19 protein-coding genes are annotated in these 19,421 nt (G+C 75.1%); 2 read left to right on the forward strand and 17 right to left on the reverse strand.

The window, feature by feature from the left end; all coding sequences use genetic code 11:
* Positions 1-74 precede the first annotated feature (74 nt).
* On the forward strand, positions 75-221 hold the full coding sequence (locus ACI78S_RS13325; protein WP_456973985.1) for a hypothetical protein: 147 nt from the start codon (positions 75-77) through the stop codon (positions 219-221).
* A 26-nt stretch (positions 222-247) separates the two neighbouring features.
* Here the strand turns inward: ACI78S_RS13325 and ACI78S_RS13330 are convergent, their stop codons facing one another.
* The 10 genes from ACI78S_RS13330 to uvrC form a co-directional block, all read right to left on the reverse strand.
* Positions 248-589 carry an RNA polymerase-binding protein RbpA gene (locus ACI78S_RS13330; RefSeq protein ID WP_456973987.1) on the reverse strand — a complete coding sequence of 114 codons (342 nt, stop codon included), beginning with the start codon at positions 587-589 and terminating at the stop codon, positions 248-250.
* 100 nt (positions 590-689) lie between these two features.
* Positions 690-923: a preprotein translocase subunit SecG gene (gene secG, locus ACI78S_RS13335; protein ID WP_456973989.1), complete on the reverse strand. Its 234-nt coding sequence runs from the start codon at positions 921-923 to the stop codon at positions 690-692.
* A gap of 261 nt (positions 924-1,184) precedes the next feature.
* Positions 1,185-2,921, reverse strand: a complete 1,737-nt coding sequence (locus tag ACI78S_RS13340) for an ABC transporter substrate-binding protein (RefSeq protein WP_456973991.1) — start codon at positions 2,919-2,921, stop codon at positions 1,185-1,187.
* A gap of 42 nt (positions 2,922-2,963) precedes the next feature.
* A complete protein-coding gene (gene tpiA / locus ACI78S_RS13345; RefSeq protein ID WP_456973993.1) occupies positions 2,964-3,773 on the reverse strand; it encodes a triose-phosphate isomerase in 810 nt (269 codons plus the stop codon).
* Complete coding sequence (locus ACI78S_RS13350) at positions 3,773-4,966, reverse strand: phosphoglycerate kinase (protein ID WP_456973995.1); 1,194 nt, start codon at positions 4,964-4,966, stop codon at positions 3,773-3,775. Before ACI78S_RS13350 ends, tpiA begins: the two co-directional genes overlap by 1 nt.
* The gene (gap, locus tag ACI78S_RS13355; RefSeq protein WP_456973997.1) at positions 4,966-5,970 is read right to left on the reverse strand and encodes a type I glyceraldehyde-3-phosphate dehydrogenase; all 1,005 of its coding nucleotides are present in this window, start codon (positions 5,968-5,970) and stop codon (positions 4,966-4,968) included. The genes ACI78S_RS13350 and gap overlap by 1 nt, the downstream gene beginning before the upstream one ends.
* A gap of 82 nt (positions 5,971-6,052) precedes the next feature.
* On the reverse strand, positions 6,053-7,033 hold the full coding sequence (gene whiA, locus ACI78S_RS13360; protein WP_456973999.1) for a DNA-binding protein WhiA: 981 nt from the start codon (positions 7,031-7,033) through the stop codon (positions 6,053-6,055).
* Positions 7,034-7,105: 72 nt separating this feature from the next.
* Positions 7,106-8,107 (reverse strand): gluconeogenesis factor YvcK family protein, encoded by a 1,002-nt coding sequence (locus ACI78S_RS13365; RefSeq protein ID WP_456974001.1) that lies wholly within the window; start codon positions 8,105-8,107, stop codon positions 7,106-7,108.
* Positions 8,108-8,117: 10 nt separating this feature from the next.
* Positions 8,118-9,047, reverse strand: a complete 930-nt coding sequence (gene rapZ / locus ACI78S_RS13370) for an RNase adapter RapZ (RefSeq protein ID WP_456974003.1) — start codon at positions 9,045-9,047, stop codon at positions 8,118-8,120.
* Positions 9,044-11,068, reverse strand: a complete 2,025-nt coding sequence (uvrC, locus tag ACI78S_RS13375; protein WP_456974005.1) for an excinuclease ABC subunit UvrC — start codon at positions 11,066-11,068, stop codon at positions 9,044-9,046. Before uvrC ends, rapZ begins: the two co-directional genes overlap by 4 nt.
* Positions 11,069-11,135: 67 nt before the next feature.
* On the opposite strand from uvrC, the gene ACI78S_RS13380 reads away from it, so the two are divergent.
* Complete coding sequence (locus ACI78S_RS13380) at positions 11,136-11,666, forward strand: hypothetical protein (RefSeq protein WP_456974007.1); 531 nt, start codon at positions 11,136-11,138, stop codon at positions 11,664-11,666.
* Here the strand turns inward: ACI78S_RS13380 and ACI78S_RS13385 are convergent.
* From ACI78S_RS13385 to ACI78S_RS13415, 7 genes are all read right to left on the reverse strand, one after another.
* Positions 11,596-12,468 (reverse strand): MerR family transcriptional regulator, encoded by an 873-nt coding sequence (locus ACI78S_RS13385; RefSeq protein WP_456974009.1) that lies wholly within the window; start codon positions 12,466-12,468, stop codon positions 11,596-11,598. The genes ACI78S_RS13380 and ACI78S_RS13385 overlap by 71 nt on opposite strands.
* A gap of 45 nt (positions 12,469-12,513) precedes the next feature.
* Positions 12,514-13,434, reverse strand: a complete 921-nt coding sequence (locus ACI78S_RS13390) for an alpha/beta fold hydrolase (protein WP_456974011.1) — start codon at positions 13,432-13,434, stop codon at positions 12,514-12,516.
* Positions 13,435-13,453: 19 nt separating this feature from the next.
* Complete coding sequence (locus ACI78S_RS13395; RefSeq protein ID WP_456974013.1) at positions 13,454-13,870, reverse strand: universal stress protein; 417 nt, start codon at positions 13,868-13,870, stop codon at positions 13,454-13,456.
* Positions 13,867-15,435 carry a tripartite tricarboxylate transporter permease gene (locus tag ACI78S_RS13400; protein ID WP_456974015.1) on the reverse strand — a complete coding sequence of 523 codons (1,569 nt, stop codon included), beginning with the start codon at positions 15,433-15,435 and terminating at the stop codon, positions 13,867-13,869. Before ACI78S_RS13400 ends, ACI78S_RS13395 begins: the two co-directional genes overlap by 4 nt.
* The gene (locus ACI78S_RS13405) at positions 15,435-15,944 is read right to left on the reverse strand and encodes a tripartite tricarboxylate transporter TctB family protein (protein ID WP_456974017.1); all 510 of its coding nucleotides are present in this window, start codon (positions 15,942-15,944) and stop codon (positions 15,435-15,437) included. Before ACI78S_RS13405 ends, ACI78S_RS13400 begins: the two co-directional genes overlap by 1 nt.
* A complete protein-coding gene (locus ACI78S_RS13410) occupies positions 15,941-16,924 on the reverse strand; it encodes a Bug family tripartite tricarboxylate transporter substrate binding protein (protein WP_456974019.1) in 984 nt (327 codons plus the stop codon). The genes ACI78S_RS13405 and ACI78S_RS13410 overlap by 4 nt, the downstream gene beginning before the upstream one ends.
* Before the next feature lie 94 nt (positions 16,925-17,018).
* Positions 17,019-19,271: an HNH endonuclease gene (locus ACI78S_RS13415; protein WP_456974021.1), complete on the reverse strand. Its 2,253-nt coding sequence runs from the start codon at positions 19,269-19,271 to the stop codon at positions 17,019-17,021.
* Positions 19,272-19,421 lie beyond the last annotated feature (150 nt).

The raw sequence follows: 19,421 nt of genomic DNA on the forward strand, positions 1-19,421 counted from the left end.
TGCAAGTGCGGGGAAAGGGCTCGACCCGACGCTGGGGTGAGGCCACACTGGCCGACCGTCGAAGGAGATCCGCCATGACCGTCCCCGCCGTCCTCGAGGCCCCCGCCCTCATCCCCGCGCCCCGCGGCGCGAGCGAGCCCGTCCGCCGGCAGCGCCGGCAGCGGCCGCGCGACGAGTACTGGGACGTGTTCGAGGCCCGCTGGGTGCGTCCCGGCCGCTGAGCGGCCGGGACGCGGGCCGGGGCGGCTCAGCCGCCGCGGCGGGCCTGCAGGCGGCTGAGCGCCTCCTCGAGCAGCGCGTTGCCGTCGGCGTCGCTGCGCCGCTCCCGCACGTAGGCGAGGTGGGTCTTGTAGGGCTCGGTGCGCGGCGCCGGCGGCGGGTCGTCGCGGTCCTGGCCGGCCGGGAGGCCGCAGCGCGGGCAGTCCCACAGCTCGGGGACCTCGGCCTCGCTCGCGAAGGCGACGCGGGTCTCGTGCCCCTTGGCGCACCAGAACGCGATGCGACGCCGCGGGGCGGCCTCACCGCGCTCGGCCTCACCCATCGGACCTGCTCCGACCCGGGTCCCCCGGATCGCGTTGCCACCAGCCACGAGCGCTCCCCTGATCTGCGATCGGCGCGGCCGACACGGGCCGCGGGCGCAGTCTAGGGCAGCGAGGGGCGATCTCCGGGGCTGTTTTCGCCGACGGTGATCAGACCTTCACCAGGATGCCGAGCGCCACGATGCAGACGGTCCAGATCAGGCCGGTGAAGACGGTGAGCCGGTTGAGGTTCTTCTCGACCACCGAGGAGCCCGAGAGCGACGAGGAGACCGCGCCGCCGAACATCGAGGACAGACCCCCGCCCTTGCCGCGGTGCAGCAGGATCAGCACCACGAGCAGCACGCTGGTGAGCACCAGCAGCACGTTGAGGATCAGCTCGACCATGCCACCGAGGGTAACGGACGCTCAGCGCACGATGCCGTCAGTGCGCTTCCGCGCCCCGGTCCGCTCCTCGCTCGTTCCTCGCTGCGATGCTCCCGGGGCTGTCAGCGCACGATGCCGTCAGTGCGCTTCCGCGCCCCGGTCCGCTCCTCGCTCGTTCCTCGCTGCGATGCTCCCGGGGCTGTCAGCGCACGATGCCGTCAGTGCGCTTCCGCGCCCCGGTCCGCTCCTCGCTCGTTCCTCGCTGCGATGCTCCCGGGGCTGTCAGCGCACGCCGGCGGTGGCGAGGTCGTAGCCGCTGTACGGCTGCATCACCAGCCCGTTGCGCAACCGCTGACCGGCGATGAGCTGGATCCGCGTCTCGGCCAGCGGCACGTACGCCGCGGTCGCGCCGGCGGCGGTGGCCACCTCGGCCCAGGCGGCCCGGGCCGCGGCGGGGTCGGGCGCCTGCCGGGCGGCGTCGACCAGGCCGTTGACCGCCTCGTCGGTCAGCCGCGCGTAGTTGGTGTTGCCGACCGGCCGCACGCTGCGCCCGTCGACCAGCGGCACGAGGAACGAGCTCGGGGTCGGGAAGTCGGCGGTCCAGGTGGCGAGCACGATGCCGTAGCCGCTGGCGGCGACGTTGTCGGGCTTGCCGACGTCGGTGGCGTAGAACGTCGTCGGGTCCAGCGGGCGCACCTCGACCTCGATGCCGATCTCGGCGAGCTGGCCGGCGACGGCCTCGGCGAGGTCCACGCTGCTGGGCACGTCGGCGACGGCCAGGACGGTGGCGAAGCCGTCCGGCTGCCCGCAGGCCTCGAGCGCCGCGCGGGCCGCGTCCAGGTCGGCCCGGGGGTCCGGGTCCTCGGGCCCGCCGGACAGCCCCCGTGGCCAGAGCACCGAGCTGCGGACGGCGTTGCCGGCGCCGCCGAGCACCTGCTGCAGGTCGCGCCGGTCGACCGCGGCCGCGACCGCTCGCCGGCAGTCGGGGTTGTCGAAGGGGGCCACGTTCGTGGGCAGCGCGAGCAGGCGGGTGGCGCCGGTGGTCACGTCGTCGACGCGGTCGCCCAGCGGCGGCTCGGTGTCGGCGCCCTCGGCGATCCGGGCGGTGGTCGCCGGCTGCACCCCGGCGCCGGCGATGTCGACGTCGGCCGAGCCAGCGAGGATCGCCTGGTCGCGCTCGAGGCCGGTCAGGCCGGTGCGGACGACGACGACGTCGGGCAGCGCCGTGCGGACGTCGTCGGTGGCCGGGTCCCACGCGGGGTTGCGCTCGAGCCGGATGCCGGTCTGCGGGTCGACGCCGGTGATCGCGTACGGGCCGGAGGACACCGGGTCGGCCCCGTAGTCGGCGCCGCGGTCGAGCTCGATCGGCACCGGGCTGCTCGAGGGCAGCGCGAGGACGTACGGGAAGTCGGGCGACGGGGTGCGCAGGCGGAAGACGAGCGTCTTGTCGTCGGGGGTCTCGATGGCGGCCAGGCCCAGCTTGTCGGGCGCCTCGTCCTGGTAGGGGCCGGCGTAGGGGTTGGCCGGGTCGTCGAGCAGGTCGACGACGTAGGTGGGGCCGCCGACGACGACGTCGGAGGCGAACGACCGCTCGATGCCGTACTTGACGTCCCGCGAGGTGATCGGCCGCCCGCCCTCGAAGGTCACCCCGTCGCGCAGGGTGAAGGTCCACGTCAGGCCGCCGTCGGGGGTCTGGCCGAGGTCGGTGGCCAGGTCGGGGACGAGCTGGCCGGTGGCGCCGGCCTCGGGCGAGTAGGTGACCAGCGTGCGGACGTAGAGCCGCATCAGGTTCCACACGCCGGGCAGGTAGCTGCGCTGCGGGTCGAGGCTGTCGATCTGGGCGGCGACCACGCGCAGCGTCCCGCCGGTCTCCTCCGACGGGGCGCGGACGCCGTCCACGCCGGCGTCGGCCCCGCCGCCCTGCACGGGGACGTCGACGGTGCCCGCCCCGCCGCTGCAGCCGGCGGCCAGCACCAGCGCCGCGGCGCCGGCGAGCGCCCGCCCGAGGATCCTCCTCACGACCCGCTGCCACTCCCCCTGCGCCGGGGCAGCCGGCGGCGGTCAGCTGCCGTCGGCCGCGATCCGACAGATCGATGCGAACTCGTCGGCGTCCAGGCTGGCGCCGCCGACGAGGGCTCCGTCGATGTCCGGCCCGGCCAGGATCCCGGCCGTGTTCCCGGCCTTGACCGACCCGCCGTAGAGGATACGGACGACGGCGGCCGTCTCCGGGCCGAACCGCTCGGCGAGCCGCGCCCGGAGCGCCCCGCAGACCTCCTGCGCGTCCTCCGGCGTGGCCACCTCGCCGGTGCCGATCGCCCAGACCGGCTCGTAGGCGACGACCACCCCGCGCACCTGCTCGGCGGACAGGCCGTCGAGGGCGGCGTCGAGCTGGCCGGTGCAGTGGGCGACGTGGCCGTCGGCCCGGCGGACCTCCAGCCCCTCCCCCACGCACAGGATCGGGGTGAGGCCGTGGCGGAGCGCGGCCTGCACCTTGCGCGCGACGAGCGCGTCGTCCTCGCCGTGCAGCGCACGCCGCTCGGAGTGGCCGACCACGACGTAGCTGCAGGCCAGGGCGGCGAGCATGGCGCCGCTGACCTCGCCGGTGTAGGCGCCGGAGTCCTGCGCGGAGAGGTCCTGGGCGCCGTAGCCGACCGGCAGCTTGTCGCCGGCCACCAGGGTCTGCACGCTGCGCAGCGCGGTGAACGGCGGCAGCACGACCGCCTCGGTGGTGTCGAGGACCTGCTCGGGCAGGGTGAACACCAGCTTCTGCACCAGGCCGATGGCCTCGAGGTGGGTCAGGTGCATCTTCCAGTTGCCGGCGATGAGCGGGCGGCGGCCCTCCCGCTTCGGCGTCTCCTTCGCGCGCGCCATCAGCCGGCCAGCACCGCGATGCCCGGGAGCTCGCGGCCCTCCAGGAACTCCAGCGACGCGCCGCCGCCGGTGCTGATGTGACCGAAGGAGGACTCGTCGAGGCCCAGCTGGCGCACCGCCGCGGCGGAGTCGCCCCCGCCGACCACCGACAGCCCGTCGACGGCGGCGACGGCGCGGGCGACGCCCGCGGTGCCGGCGGCGAAGGGCGCAAGCTCGAAGACGCCCATGGGACCGTTCCAGAACACGGTGCGCGCCCCGCCCAGCTCGCGGCCGAATAGCTCCACCGACCGCGGGCCGATGTCGAGGCCCATCTGGTCGCCGGGGATGGCGTCGGCCGCGACCGTCGTGGTGGGGGCGTCGGCGCTGAACTCCGGCGCGCAGACCACGTCGACGGGCAGCACGATCCGGTCGCCGGCGTCGGAGAGCAGCTTCCGGCAGGTCTCGACCTGGTCCTCCTCGAGCAGCGACCGGCCGACCCCGTGGCCCTGCGCCGCGAGGAAGGTGAAGCACATGCCGCCGCCGACGAGCAGCCGGTCGACCTTGGGCAGCAGCGCCTCGATGACGGCGAGCTTGTCGCTGACCTTCGAGCCGCCGAGCACGACCACGTAGGGCCGGTCGGGGTCGGTGGTGAGCCGCTGCAGCACCTCGACCTCGCGGGCGACCAGCCGACCGGTGTGGCGCGGCAGCCGCTGCGCGACGTCGTACACGCTGGCGTGCTTGCGGTGCACGGCGCCGAACGCGTCGTCGACGTAGACGTCGGCGAGCGCGGCCATCCGGTCGGCCAGCGCACCGCGCTCGGCGTCGTCCTTGCTGGTCTCGGCCGCCTCGAAGCGGACGTTCTCCAGCAGCAGCACCTGGCCGTCGGCCAGGCCCTCGGCCCGCCGGCGCGCGTCGTCGCCGGCGACGTCCCCGGCCAGCGGCACCTCGGTGCCGAGCAGCTCGCCGAGCCGGGCGGCGACCGGGGCCAGCGAGTACTGCGGGTCGGGCGCGCCCTTGGGCCGGCCGAGGTGCGCGGCGACGACGACCCGCGCGCCGCCGTCGCGCAGCGCCTGCAGCGTGGGCAGGCTGGCGCGGATGCGGCCGTCGTCGGTGATGGCCCGCGTGGTCTTGTCCAGCGGGACGTTCAGGTCGGCGCGCAGGAACACGCGCCGACCCGAGACGCCCTCGGCGAGGAGGTCGTCGAGGGACTTCATCAGAGCGAGTTGCCCACCAGCTCGACGGAGTCGACGAGGCGGTTGGAGTAGCCCCACTCGTTGTCGTACCAGCCGAGCACCTTGGCCATCGGGCCGAACACCTTGGTCAGCTTCGCGTCGTAGATGCACGACGACGGGTCGGTGACGATGTCGGAGGAGACGATCGGCGCGTCGGTGTACTTCAGGTACCCGGCGAGCGGGCCGGCCGCGGCCTCGCGGTAGGCGGCGTCGATCTCGTCGGCCGAGGCCTCGCGGGACAGCTGCACGGTCAGGTCGGTGGCCGAACCGGTGGGCACCGGGACGCGGACGGCGTAGCCGTCGAGCTTGCCGTTGAGCTCGGGGAGGACCAGGCCGATCGCCTTGGCGGCGCCGGTGGAGGTCGGGACCATGTTCAGCGCCGCGGCGCGGGCCCGGCGGAGGTCCTTGTGCGGGCCGTCCTGCAGGTTCTGGTCGGCCGTGTAGGCGTGGATCGTCGTCATCAGGCCGCGCTCGATGCCGAACGCGTCGTTGAGCACCTTGGCCAGCGGCGCCAGGCAGTTCGTGGTGCAGGACGCGTTGCTGATGATCGTCTGCGAGCCGTCGTACTTCTCGTGGTTGACGCCCATGACGATCGTGAGGTCGTCGCCGGTGGCCGGCGCCGAGATGATCACCTTCTTGGCGCCGCCCGCGTCGACGTGCTTGCGGGCGTCGGCGGCCTTGGTGAAGAAGCCGGTCGACTCCACGACGACGTCGACGCCGAGGTCGCCCCACGGCAGGGCGGCCGGGTCGCGCTCGGAGAGCACCTTGACCGTGCTGCCGCCGACCTTGATGCCCTCGCCGTCGGCGCCGACGTCCTCGGGCAGGACCCCGAGGATGCTGTCGTACTTGAGCAGGTGGGCCAGGGTCTCGGGGCTGGTGAGGTCGTTCACCGCCACGATCTCGACGTCCTTGCCGCTGGCCGCGGCGGCCCGCCAGAAGTTGCGGCCGATGCGCCCGAACCCGTTGATGCCCACCCGCACGGTCACGACTTGCTCCTCCACGTCGACGTGGCCGCGAGCACGCGCGGCCGCTTCTGTCGTCGACGACCCTATCTGGCGGGCGCTCGGGCTACTGAGCCAGCATGTCCTCCGTCACGGCGGACTCCGTGTCGGGGATGCCGAGGTCCTTGGCGCGCTTGTCGGCCATCGCCAGCAGGCGGCGGATCCGCCCGGCGACGGCGTCCTTGGTCATCGGCGGGTCGGCGCGCTGGCCGAGCTCCTCCAGCGAGGCCTGGCCGTGCTCGAGGCGCAGCCGGCCGGCCATCAGCAGGTGCTCCGGCGCGTCGCCGTTGAGGATCTCCAGCGCCCGCTCGACCCTGGCGCTGGCCGCCACGGCCGCGCGGGCGGAGCGGCGCAGGTTGGCGTCGTCGAAGTTGGCCAGCCGGTTGGCCGTGGCCCGGACCTCGCGGCGCATCCGCCGCTCCTCCCAGGCCAGGACGGCGTCGTGCGCGCCCATGCGGGTGAGCAGGGCGCTGATCGCGTCGCCGTCGCGGACGACGACCCGGTCGGCGCCGCGGACCTCGCGGGCCTTGGCCGCGATGCCCAGCCGTCGGGCGGCGCCCACGAGCGCCATCGCCGCCTCCGGGCCGGGGCAGGTGACCTCGAGGGAGGAGGACCGGCCGGGCTCGGTCAGCGAGCCGTGCGCGAGGAACGCGCCGCGCCACGCGGCCTCGGCGTCGCCGATGCTGCCCGACACGACCGCCGGCGGCAGGCCCCGGACCGGCCGGCCGCGCTGGTCGACCAGGCCGGTCTGGCGGGCCAGGCCCTCGCCGTGCTTGGCGATGCGCACCAGGTAGCGCACGCCGCGGCGGATGTTGCCGCCGGCGAGCACGCTGACGCCGCTGGTGTAGCCGTACACCTCGCTGATGTCGCGGCGCAGCCGGCGGGCCACCGAGCCGGTGTCGAGCTCGGCCTCGATGACCACCCGGCCGCCGACGATGTGCAGCCCGCCCGAGAACCGCAGGAGCGCCGTCACCTCCGCCTTGCGCTCGGAGGTCTTGCTGCACTCCACCCGCGAGAGCTCGTCCTTGACCATCGCGGTCATCGCCATCTGCGGAGTTCCTTCCCCCTCGCGCTGCTGCCGGGAACCGAGGTTCCGATACCCGGTCGAGCAGCCCTACTCCTAGCGCGCATCGACCACCGTGGCCAGTGCTTCGGACAGCCTGCCCGGATCGTGCCGGGGTGCCCCGTCGGGCTCGGCCACCGGGGCCAGCACGAGCTCGGCGCCGCACGCGCGCACCGCAGTTAGGAGACCACGCCGGTCAACCACCGATTCCTCGTCGGCGATCACCGTGTGCAACGCCACTCCGCCGAGGTGTGCCTGCAGCACCCGCAGGTGCTCCTCGGGGCTGAAACCGTCGGTCTCGCCCGGCTGCGGCTCCAGGTTCAGGACGACGACGACGTGCGCCCGGCAGGTGGCCAGCGCCTTGCGCAGCCGCGGCACCAGCAGGTGCGGGAGCACCGACGTGTACCAGGAGCCCGGGCCGAGGGAGATCACGTCGGCGGCGGCGATCGCGTCGAGGACGGCGTCGGGCACCGGCGGGTCCGGCGGCATGACGCGGATGTCGCGCACCCGGCCGGGGGTGGCCGCGATCGCGACCTGGCCGCGGATCGTGCGGTGCCGGGCCGGGTCGTCGGGGTCGACGCTCTCGACGCGGGCGACGAGGTCGAGCGGCACCGACGCCATGGGCAGGACCCGCCCGCGGACGCCGAGCAGCTGCCCGAGCTCGTCGAGGGCGCGCACGGCGTCGCCGCCGTGGAGCTCGGTGAGGCCGGTGAGCACGAGGTTGCCGACCGAGTGGCCGGCCAGCACGCCGCTGCCGCCGAAGCGGTGCTGCAGCAGCGCGGTCATCGACCGGGTGGGTTCGTCCTGCCCGGCGAGCGCGGCCAGCGCCATGCGCAGGTCCCCCGGGGGCAGGTAGGGCATCTCCCGGCGGATGCGGCCGGAGGAGCCGCCGTCGTCGGCCACGGTGACCACGGCGGTCAGGTGACGGGTGAGCCGCCGCCAGGCGGCCAGCGCGGCGGCGAGCCCGTGCCCGCCGCCGAGGGCCACGACCCGCGGCGGTGGCGGCGCCGTGGGCACCGGGGGCAGCGCGCCCTCGATCCGGCGGACCTCTCCTCCCACGCCCGCTCCCCTACTCGCGGCCGAGGTCGCGGTGGCGGGCCACGGCCGCGACCCCCTCGGCGGTGAGCCGGCGGGCGAACTCCTCGGCGATCGCGACGCTGCGGTGCTTGCCGCCGGTGCAGCCGACGGCGAGGGTCAGGTAGCGCTTGCCCTCCCGCCGGTAGCCGGGGACCAGCACCCGCAGCACGTCGGTGTAGCGGTCGAGGAACTCCCCGGCGCCCTCCTGGCCCAGCACGTAGTCGCGGACGTCGGGGTCTCGGCCGGTGCGCGGCCGCAGCTCCGGGACCCAGTGCGGGTTGGGCAGGAAGCGGGCGTCGACGACGAGGTCGGCGTCCAGCGGCAGGCCGTACTTGAAGCCGAAGGACAGCACGGTGGCCGTGAGCGGCGGGGTCTGCCCGTCGCGGGCGAAGGCGTTCTCCAGCGTGGCGCGCAGCTGGTGCACGTTGAGGTCGCTGGTGTCGACCCACAGGTCGGCGTCGCCGGCGATGCCGGTGAGCAGGGTGCGCTCGGCGGAGATGCCGTCGATGAGCCGGCCCGCGCCCTGCAGCGGGTGCTCCCGGCGGTTGGACTCGTAGCGCCGGACGAGCACCTCGTCGCGGGCGTGGACGTAGACCACCCGCGGCCGGTGACCGGCCTCGGCGAGCACCCGGATGGCCTCCTGCAGGTCGCTGGAGAACGCCCGGCTGCGCACGTCGACGACCGCCGCGAACCGGCGCACGTCGCCGCGGGCGCCGAGCTCCACCATGGGCAGCAGCAGCGCCGGCGGCAGGTTGTCGACGACGTACCAGCCGAGGTCTTCCAGCACGCGGCCGGCGGTGTTCTTGCCGGCGCCGGAGAGCCCCGTCACGACGACGACCTCGAGCGGCGGGGTCTCGGTGGAGGCGGGGTCGAGCGGCGGCCGGACGTCGCTCTGCGGGCCCTGCTGCCCGTCCGTCGTCACCGGGCGGCCCCGACGCGGCCGATCTCGGCGGTGTCCCCGGTGCCCGGCGTGGGCTCGCCGCGCTCGGCCGGCCCGTCGGGGGCCGGCGTGCCGTCCACCGCGGGGTCCGCCGGTTCGGCGATGGCGGCCTGCACCGCCTCCGCCGTCCGCCGCCCGATGCCGGGCACGGTCATGAGCTCCTCGAGGCTCGCCGCGCGCAGCCGCTTGAGCGACCCGAACTTCTTCATCAGCGCCTTCCGCCGCGTGTCCCCCAGTCCCGGGACGTCATCCAACAGGGACACCAGCATGGAGGTCGAGCGCTTCTGCCGGTGGTAGGTGATGGCGAAGCGGTGCGCCTCGTCGCGGACCCGCTGCAGCAGGTACAGCGCCTCGGACGTGCGCGGCAGGATCACCGGGTCGGTCTCGCCTGGCAGCCAGACCTCCTCCATGCGCTTGGCCAGCCCGCAGACGGCGATGTCGACGACGCCGAGCTCGTCGAGCGAGCGGCTCGCCGCGGCCACCTGGGGGGCGGCGCCGTCGACGACGAGCAGGTTCGGCGGGTAGGCGAACTTCCGCGGCCGGCCCTCCTCCGCGGCGATCCCCTGCTCGTCGCGGCGGTCCTGCTCCTCCTTCAGGTGCCGGGCGAAGCGGCGGCGGACGACCTCGGCCATGGCGGCGGTGTCGTCGGTGCCCTGCCGGACGGCGAAGCGGCGGTAGTCGGACTTCTTCGGCAGGCCGTCCTCGAAGACCACCATGCTGGCCACGACGTCGGTCTGCTGGACGTGCGAGATGTCGATGCACTCGATCCGCAGCGGGGCGTCGGGCAGGTCGAGCGCCTCCTGCAGCTCCTGCAGCGCCAGGCTGCGCGCGGTCAGGTCGCTGGCCCGCTTGACCCGGTGCCGGGCGAACGACTCCTTGGCGTTGCGCTCGACCGTCTCGAGCAGGGCCCGCTTGTCCCCCCGCTGCGGCACGCGCAGGCTCACCCGGCTGCCCCGGAGCTCGGACAGCAGCTCCTCGTAGACGTCGGCGTCGTCGGGCAGCTCGGGGACGAGGACCTCGCGCGGGACCGCCTCCCCCGCGGTGCCGGACTCGCCGGTCTCCTCGTCGACGCCGCCGTAGACCTGCAGCAGGAACTGCTCGACCAGCTGCCCGGTGGTGACGTCCTCGACCTTGTCGATGATCCAGCCGCGCTGCCCGCGGACCCGCCCGCCGCGGACGTGGAAGACCTGGACCGCCGCCTCCAGCTCGTCCTGGGCGAAGGCGACGACGTCGGCGTCGGTGCCGTCGCCGAGGACGACGGCCTGCTTCTCCATCGCCCGCTTGAGGGCGCCCAGGTCGTCGCGCAGCCGGGCGGCCTTCTCGTACTCCATGGCCTCGGCGGCCGCGGCCATCTCCCGCTCGAGCCGCTTGACCATCAGGTCGGTGCGGCCGGCCATGAAGTCGACGAAGTCGTCGACGATCGCCCGGTGCTCCTCGGCGCTGACCCGGCCGACGCAGGGGGCCGCGCACTTGCCGATGTAGCCCAGCAGGCACGGGCGGCCGATCTGGCCGGCGCGCTTGAAGACGCCGTTGGAGCAGGTGCGCGCCGGGAAGACGCGGGTGAGCGTGTCGAGGGTCTCGCGGATGGCCCAGGCGTGGGCGTACGGGCCGAAGTAGCGGACGCCCTTGCGCTTGGGGCCGCGCATGACCTGCAGCCGCGGGTACTCCTCGTTCAGCGTCACGGCCAGCGACGGGTAGCTCTTGTCGTCGCGGTAGCGGACGTTGAAGCGCGGGTCGAACTCCTTGATCCAGTTGTACTCGAGCTGGAGGGCCTCGACCTCGGTGCCGACGACGGTCCACTCGACGCTCGCGGCGGTGGTGACCATCTGCCGGGTGCGCGGGTGCAGGCCGGCGACGTCGGCGAAGTAGCTGTTCAGCCGCTGGCGCAGGCTCTTGGCCTTGCCGACGTAGATGACCCGGCCGTTCGGGTCGCGGAACTTGTACACCCCGGGCGACTCGGGGATGGAGCCGACCGCCGGTCGGTACGTGGACGGGTCGGGCACGGGTCCACAGTAGGTCGGTCGTGTGACACGCCGGTAATTCGGTGGACGCCGCCGCGATCCTGGCGGGGTGCGGATCACGTTCGAGCGGATGGCCGACCGGCGCCCGGTCGAGACGCTCGTCGAGCGGGACGACGGCGTGACCTTCGCGATGCGCGGCGCCGGCGGCGGCGCGGCGCTGCCGCACGACCTGGTGCACGCGCTGGTCGAGCGGGAGCTGGGTGTGCCCGACGGCATCTGGGGCTGCGTCGCCGACGGCGTCGTGTGGGGCAGCATGCGGCACGTGTCAGGGCGGCAGCCGCCGCACGCCGCCGACCGGTCGGCGCGGCTGAAGAAGGAGCGGTCCGCCCGCATCGCGGCCGCGGAGGGGCTGGCCGACGTCGTCGCCCGCCTCGCGCGGGGCGAGGAGGTGCTGCCCGCGCAGCTGGCCGCGGCAGGGGTCGGCCGCGCGCAGCTCGACCGGGCCGCGGCCGCGCTGGCCGCGGCGGAGGCGGAGTGGGCGGCGCTCGCGCCGGGCGAGCGGTGGACCGTCAGCTGGCCGCCGGCGGGACGATCGCCGCCAGGTCGCCCTCCAGGAGGACGCGGTCGTCGGGGTCGCTGATGCCCTCGGCGGCGGCCCGGGCGGCGGCGAGGTGGCGGTCGCGGGCCGCCGTGTCACCGGCGACGGCGGCGGCGCGGGCGAGCGCCTCGTGGGCGAACGCGAGGTCGAAGTCACCGATGCCGTGCTCCTGGCACAGCTCCAGGCAGCGGCGGGCGTGGTGCGCGGCCGGCTCGGCGCGGCCGAGGACGGCGTAGACGCGGGAGCACTGCCACTCGCCGCGGGCCCGGTGGACGGCCGTGCCCGCCTGCTCCCAGTGGAAGCGGGAGGCGTGCGCCATGTGCAGCATGCGGTCGTCCTGGGCCGGTGTCCGGTCCTCGGTCTCCATGAGCCGCCAGACGCCGTTGAACAGGTCGGCGGCGAGCCGCCGCTCGTCGGGCACGGCCGGTGGCGGCTCGTCCGGCGGCGGGGCCGGCAGCCCGGCCGCCGGGGGCAGCGGGGCGTCGTCCTGCGCCAGGTGGGCGAGGCGGTGCAGGTCGCCCTGGACGCGGGCCAGGCGGCTCTCCAGGCGGCGCCGGTGCGCGGCGAGGACCCGGTCGACGACGTCGGGGTCGCCACCGGCGGCCCTGTCACCGGCGGCTAGGCAGTCGGCGACGGCGTCGAGGGGGACGCCGACCGAGCGCAGCCGGGCCAGGAGCCGGGCCTGCGGCAGCCGGTCCGCGCGGTACCAGCGGTAACCGGTCGCCTCGTCGACGTCGTCGGGCCGGAACAGCCCGGTGCGGTCGTAGTGCCGCAGCGCCTTGGCGGTGAGGCCGGTCGCGGCGGCCAGCTGCCCGACGCTCAGCCGGGCCGGTCCGTCGTCCACGGCGGGGACGCTAGGACCTTGCCGCGGGGCAGGGTCCAGCGCGCGTCACCGCCCGTCGAGGCGCTGGTCGAGCCAGGCGAGCAGGTCGGCGGTCACCTCCTCGCGGTTGGTCTCGTTGAAGACCTCGTGCCGGGCGTCCGGGTAGAGGTGCTGCTCGACCGGGAGGCCGCGGGCGCGCAGGACGTCGGCCAGCGCCGTGACCTGGCTGCCGTCGATGCCGCCGACCGGGTCGCGCGAACCGGACAGGAGCAGCACGGGCAGGCCGTCGGGGAGGTCGGCGACGGCCTCGGGGCTCGCGGCGCGGACGGCCATGCCGAAGACGCCGGCGGCGTAGGCGTGGGTGAGCGGCATCCGCTCGCCGCACAGCGGGTCGGAGACGTAGGCGTCGACCTCGGCGGGGTCGCGGGAGAGCCAGTCGAACGGGGTGCGGGCCGGCTCGAACGGCTGGTTGAAGGCGCCGAGCGCGTCCAGGACCCGGTCGCCCATGCCGGAGGCGACGGCCGCGTCGAGCGCGGTCACGGCGTCGGTGAGGTGGGGGGCGACCCCGATCGGCCCGGACAGGACGAGCCCGGTGAGGTCGTCGCCGTCCCGCTCGGCGGCGGCGAGGGCGATGATCGAGCCCATCGAGTGGCCGACTAGGACGCGGTGGACGCCGGGGTGCTCGTGGGTCATCACCCGGTGCAGCCCGGCGACGTCGTCGAGGACGCGCTCGACGCCGAGGCCGCCGAACCGGCCGACGCCGGTGCCCTCCGCGGTGCGCCCGTGGCCGCGCAGGTCCATGGCGTAGACGGCGAGGCCGCGCGCGACGAGGGCGTCGGCCAGCCTCCCGTAGCGGGCGGAGTGCTCGGAGGCCCCGTGCACGATCTGCACCGTGCCCCGGACGTCGCCGTCCGGCTGCCAGCGGCGGTAGCAGATCCGCACGGAGTCGACCGCCTGCAGCAGCTTCACGTCCGCGGACGTCCTCATCGACGCTCCCCTTCCCCGGTCATCTCCCGGCGCCGTCCGGCGGGCTCTTCACCGCCAGGATCGGGCAGTCGACCTCGAGGAGGATCCGCTGGGCCGCGCTGCCCATGAGCAGCTTGCCGACGGGCGTGCGCCGGCGCACGCCGATGACGAGGAGCTCGGCGGCGGTCTCGGCGACGACCTCCGACAGCTCCTCGGCGACGTCCCTGCCGCGCACGGGGCGGCGGACCTCGTGCGGCACCCCGGACGCCCCGAGCTCCTCCTCCAGCGCGCGGACCGCGTCGCCCTGGAGGTAGTCCTCGTCGACCAGCGCGTCACCGCGGGAGGTGTTGACGACGACGAGCCGGGCACCGCGCCGCCGGCTCTCGGCCAGCCCGTGCTCCAGCGCCGCCCGCCCCCGCGGGTTGGGGACGTAGCCGACGACGACGGTCCCGTTCACGGCTCCTCCTCGCCGGCGCCGGTGCGCACCCGCGGTTCGTGGTGGCGCAGCACGCCCTCCTGCTGGACCTCCTCGGGCGTCGCGCGGGGACCGCGGACGGCGCGCAGGACGATCGGGCCGACCAGGGCGAGCACGGCCAGCGCCAGGACGATCCGGCTGAACCAGGTGTCGAGGAGGACGCCGAGGTCCCCGCTGCTGATCGCCAGCGCGCGGCGCAGGTTGGTCTCGGCGATCGGCCCGAGGATGAGGCCGATGATCGCCGGGGCCACCGGCCAGCCGTAGCGGCGCATGAAGAAGCCCAGCGCGCCGAGGACCAGCAGCAGCACGAGGTCCAGCGGGTCGGCGTTGACGGCGTAGGAGCCGAGCGAGGCGAACATCAGGATGCCCGCGTACAGGTACGGGCGCGGGATGCGCAGCACCTTCACCCACAGCGGGGCCAGCGGCAGGTTGAGCACGAGGAGCATCAGGTTGCCGATCAGCAGGGCGGCGATCAGCGTCCAGACGAGCGTGGACTCGGTGCTCAGCAGCGTGGGACCGGGCTGGATGCCGTAGCTCTGGAAGGCGGCGAGCAGGATCGCCGCGGTCGCCGATGTGGGCAGGCCGAGCGTGAGCAGCGGGACGAGCACGCCGGCCGCGGCCGCGTTGTTCGCCGCCTCCGGCCCGGCCACCCCCTCGATGGCGCCCTTGCCGAACTCCTCCTTGTGCTTGGAGAGCTTCCGTTCGGTGGCGTAGGAGAGGAAGGTGGGGATCTCGGCGCCACCGGCCGGGAGCGCGCCCAGCGGGAAGCCGTAGGCCGTGCCGCGCAGCCAGGGTTTCCACGAGCGGCGCAGGTCCTGCCCGGTGAACCAGCGGCCGGACGCGCTCAGCACCTGCACCGGTCCGCGGCGCAGGCGGGACGCGACGTAGAGCGCCTCGCCGACGGCGAACAGCGCCACCGCCACGACGACGACGTCGATGCCGTCGGAGAGCTGCGGGATGCCGAGGGTGAAGCGCTCCTGGCCGGTGAGCACGTCGGTGCCGACCAGGCCGAGGTAGAGCCCGACGCCGAGGGAGGCCAGCCCGCGCAGCGGCGAGGAGCCCAGCACCGTGGCGACGGCGACGAAGGCCAGCACGCTGAGGGCGAAGTAGTCGGCGGCGGTGATGCCGATGGCCAGGTCGACCACGGTGGGTGCGACCAGGGCGAGCAGCAGGGTGGCGATGGTGCCGGCGACGAACGACCCGAGGGCCGCCGTGGCGAGCGCCGCCGCGCCGCGGCCGGCCTTGGCCATCCGGTTGCCCTCGAGGGCGGTCATGATCGAGCTCGACTCGCCCGGGGTGTTGAGCAGGATCGACGTCGTCGACCCGCCGTACATGCCGCCGTAGTAGATGCCGGCGAACATGATGAACGCGCTGATCGGCTCGAGGACGTAGGTGATCGGCAGCAGCAGGGCGACGGTCATGGCCGGGCCGATGCCGGGGAGCACGCCGACGGCGGTGCCCAGGACGACGCCGATCAGCGCGAAGAGCAGGTTGAGCGGGGTGAGGGCGTCGGCGAAGCCGCCGGCCAGGTCGGCGAGCCCGCCCATCACAACCACTCCGTGGCGAGCTCGAGGAGGATGCCGCCGGGCAGCGCGACGCCGAGGGCCTTGACGAAGACGATCCAGACGACGACCGAGATGACGCCGCCGGTCAGCAGCGGGCGGACGACGCCGCGCGCCCCCAGGGCCCAGGCGACGGTGGCGAACATCAGGGTGACCGCCAGCGGCCAGCCGACGACGTTGATCAGCAGGGCGTGGGCGAGGAAGGCGACGGCGATGACGCCCACGGCCCGCCACGACGTGCCGGCGGTGGGGTCGACGTCCTCGCTCTCGTCGGCGGGGCCGCGGTCGCCGCGCCAGATGCGGTAGCCCAGCCCCAGCGCGGTGGCGATGACCAGCCCGCCCACCAGGTAGGGGAAGAACCGGGGCCCGACGGTGTTCGCCGAGCCGGGGACGGCGATGCTCGACGCGTCCAGGACGAGGTAGACGCCCAGGGCGCCGAGCAGCGCCGTCATGGCGAGCTCGCCGTTGTCGCGGCCGGTGGGCGGGGCGGTCACTCGACCAGCCCGATCTGCTCGAGGATGGGACGCACGCGCTGCACCTCCTCGGTGAGGAACTCGCCGTAGTCGTCGCCGGTGAGCAGCAGGTCGTCCCAGCCGTTGTTCCGGAGCGCCTCCTGCCACTCGTCGGTGTCGTGGGCGTCGACGACGAGCTGGGTGAGGTCCTCCCGGGCCTCGGCGGACATGCCGGGTCGGGCCATCACCCCGCGCCAGTTCGACACCTCGACGTCGAAGCCGGACTCGACCAGCGTCGGGACGTCGGGGACCTGGTCGCTGCGCTCGGGGGTGGAGACGGCCAGGCCCTTGAGGTCGCCGTTCTGGACCTGGGGCCCGTAGTCGGCGGTGCCCGAGATGCCGGCGGCGACCTGGTTGCCGAGCAGGGCGGCGAGCGACTCCCCGCCGCCGGAGTAGGCGACGTAGTTGATCTGCGCCGGGTCGATGCCGGCGGCCTGCGCGAGCAGGCCGGCGAGGATCTGGTCGGTGCCGCCCGCGGAGCCACCCGCGATCGGGGTGTTCTGCGGATCGGCCGCCCAGACCTCGACGAACCCGGCGATGTCGTCGTACGGGGCGTCGGCCGGGGCGACGATGAGCTCGGTCTCGCCGATCAGCCGCGCGATGGGTGTGACGTCCTCGAGGCGGGTGTCGGCGTCGTTGGTCTCGACCGCGCCGAGCATGACCAGGCCCATCATCATCAGCAGCGCGTCGTCGTTCTCCCGGCCGAGCTGGCCGAGGCCAATCACCCCGCCGGCGCCCTCGACGTTGAAGACCTGGACGTTGCGCGCCAGGCCGCTGCTCTGCAGGACGCGCTGCAGGACGCGGGCCGTGGTGTCCCAGCCGCCGCCGGGGCTGGCCGGGGCCATGATCCGCAGCCGGCTGAGGTCGCCGGGTTGCACGACCGTCCCGGCGCACCCGGCGAGCGCCCCCAGCGCCGGGGCGGCCACCACCCCCGCGAGGAACGAACGGCGCGACACGTGCACGGCTCGGCACCTCCGGCTCGGACACCTCAGCGCACCACAGCCGGGCGGGCGGCGCGAACCGACGGATCCGTTCCGCGAGGAACTCGACGGCTGCTCAGAACGGCGGTGGCCCGGTGGTGGCGACGAGGCCGGAGGGGGTGGTGACGGTGAGGGTGCCGCCGGCGTCGAGGTGGTGGGTGCAGCCGGGGGCCTGGTGCTTGCCGCGGTGGTCGCTCGCGCAGAGGCCGACCAGGTTGGCCGCCGACGTGGCCCCGAGCGGGTACGGCAGGTGGTGGTCCAGCTCGCCGGCGCGGACCCGTCGGCGGCACCCGGGGAAGCGGCAGCGCCGGTCGCGGGCGCGCACGAACCGCTCGAGCCCGGCCCCCGGCCGGTAGCCGTCGCTCGGCGGCGGCGCGCCCAGACCGGGGCGGCCGCTGAGGTCGTGGTCGCACCGGTCGGGACGCCGCCGGCATGCCGGGCGGCCGCAGTGCGCGGCCCGACGCAGCCCGGACAGGTCCGTCAACGACACCAGCGCGCCGGAGAGGGCGTCCACCAACGCCAGGCGCGGCCGGTCCGCCAGCCCACCGCCGGCGGTGCGGGTCAGCAGGTCGACCAGCGCTGCACGGTCGGCGGCGGTTGCCGCTCGCACCGCGGCCACGGCGTCCTCCGCGGCCGCCACCCGGCCGGCGCCCGAGCGCCGCCACGCCTGCTCGTCAGCCGCGTCGGCCCGGGCGGCGACGCGCACCAGCCGACCCGCGTGGGCCAGCGCCTGCTCGGCCGCGAGCTGCGCGGCCGAGGCAGCGCGCACCGCCCGGTCGGCCGCGGCCCACCACTGCGAGGTGGGCAGCGCGTCGTCCGGCGGAGGATCGGTCGGGTCTCCCGGCGGAGACTCGGTCCGGACCTCCGGAGGATCGGGATCGGGGATCCGGCCCGCCTCGAACTCGACCCACCAGCGCTCCTGCGCCTCGCTCAGCAGCCGGTCCAGCTCCAGGTCGATCTCCCCGTCTGCTGCCCGCTGCCCGGCGAGGGCCACCGCGACGTCGTCCGGCATCGGGTCGGGATCGTCGACCAGCCCGGCATCCAGCCGTCGCTGCCAGTCGGCCTCCCACTCCGCCAGGGGCCCCTGCATCTCCGGCTCCCACGGCTCCCAGCCCGGGTCGTCGACGAACCGGTCCCCCGCGGCGGCGCGGGCATCCGGGGGCCCAGCATCCCGGACCTCGGCATCCGGGGGCTCGGCATCCGGGGGCTCGGCATCCGGGGGCTCGGCGTCGAGGACCTGGGCGGCGGAGGACTCGGCGTCGGGATCAGCGGCGCCGGCGAGGCGCTGCAGCTCGGCGAGCGCGCCGGCCCCCAGACCGGCGCCGGCGAGCGCATCGAGCAGCTGCCGCGCGGTCTCGGCCGACACCACGCGGCCGTTCAGCTCCGCCGGGGCATCCCCGCCCAGCGCCGTCTGCACGGCCAGGACGAGCGTGAGCACCACCTGCACCGGCGGCACGTCGTTCTGCCCGGGCCGCAGCACGAGGTCCAGCAGCACGTCGAGCATCTTCTGGTCCCGCGTGCGGGCGTCCGACGGGTCGGCCGGCAGCGCGTCGACGCAGGCGGCCAGGGCGGTGTGCAGCGCCTCGATCTCCGGCACGGTGCCGACCACGACCAGCTCGGCCAGGCCCTCCCCCCGCCCGGCCCGGCGGTACACGCCCCTGTCCCGCAGCGCCTTCAGCGCCCGCTGCGCCGCGTCGCGGGCGTCGCGGCGCTTGACGACCCGCAGCACCCTGTCGGCCAGCTGCGGCGGCGTCGTGATCGTCCGGTCGGCCGCCCGCTCGGCCACCCAGCGCAGCACCTCGGCCTCGATCTTGGCGCGCAGCTGCGGGTCGGCGATCACCGCCACGTGCTCCAGCAGCGGCCGGAGGTGCTCGGGGGTCAGCAGGCCGCCCTCGAGCGCCGCCAGCGCGCCGGGCAGGGTGTGCACCAGCGCGAGCGACTCCTCGAGCAGCCCCTCCGCGCGGACCTGGGTGCGGGTCAGCCCGATCGAGACCTCCGGTGTCGCCCACTCGGACACGTCCCTCAGCACTTCCGGCCGGGCCGACCACCGCTCGGCGCTCATCGCCCCCGGCTCTCCCTGCGCCCGGTCGGCTGCCGCCGGCCGCGAGTCGGCGAACTCCGCCAGCTTGCGGGCACGCAGGGCGTACATGCGGGCGATCTCGCGGTCCGCCGCCTGCGCCTCACCCAGGGGTCCGCTGCCGAGGTGGACCTGCGGGCTGAACTCCGGCCACGCCGCCGACGCCCGCCCGGCCTCGATGCGGCGGTTGCGCGCTCGTGCACGGCGCGCGCTGGCGGCCCTCATGTCCGCCCAGGTCACCGCGCCGCTCATGCGTTCGAACATACATTCGAGTCGGGTGTCCCGCAACGGCTGTGGACAACGTCGATGCAGGTCAGCAGCCTGTGGACAACCCCCCGCGCTCGGGAAGCGGACCGTGCCAGCCTCCCGCAGTGGACTTCTGGAGCCTCCCGGAGGGCATCG

This window comes from Geodermatophilus sp. SYSU D00815, from assembly GCF_054050035.1.

Bases quoted from the DNA above. Each gene is read 5' to 3' on its own strand.
- ACI78S_RS13415 (WP_456974021.1), bottom strand. From the start codon at position 19,271: ATGAGCGGCGCGGTGACCTGGGCGGACATGAGGGCCGCCAGCGCGCGC.
- secG (WP_456973989.1), bottom strand. From the start codon at position 923: ATGGTCGAGCTGATCCTCAACGTGCTGCTGGTGCTCACCAGCGTGCTG.
- ACI78S_RS13325 (WP_456973985.1), top strand. From the start codon at position 75: ATGACCGTCCCCGCCGTCCTCGAGGCCCCCGCCCTCATCCCCGCGCCC.
- ACI78S_RS13400 (WP_456974015.1), bottom strand. From the start codon at position 15,435: ATGGGCGGGCTCGCCGACCTGGCCGGCGGCTTCGCCGACGCCCTCACC.
- whiA (WP_456973999.1), bottom strand. From the start codon at position 7,033: ATGGCGATGACCGCGATGGTCAAGGACGAGCTCTCGCGGGTGGAGTGC.
- ACI78S_RS13390 (WP_456974011.1), bottom strand. From the start codon at position 13,434: ATGAGGACGTCCGCGGACGTGAAGCTGCTGCAGGCGGTCGACTCCGTG.
- tpiA (WP_456973993.1), bottom strand. From the start codon at position 3,773: ATGGCGCGCGCGAAGGAGACGCCGAAGCGGGAGGGCCGCCGCCCGCTC.
- ACI78S_RS13350 (WP_456973995.1), bottom strand. From the start codon at position 4,966: ATGAAGTCCCTCGACGACCTCCTCGCCGAGGGCGTCTCGGGTCGGCGC.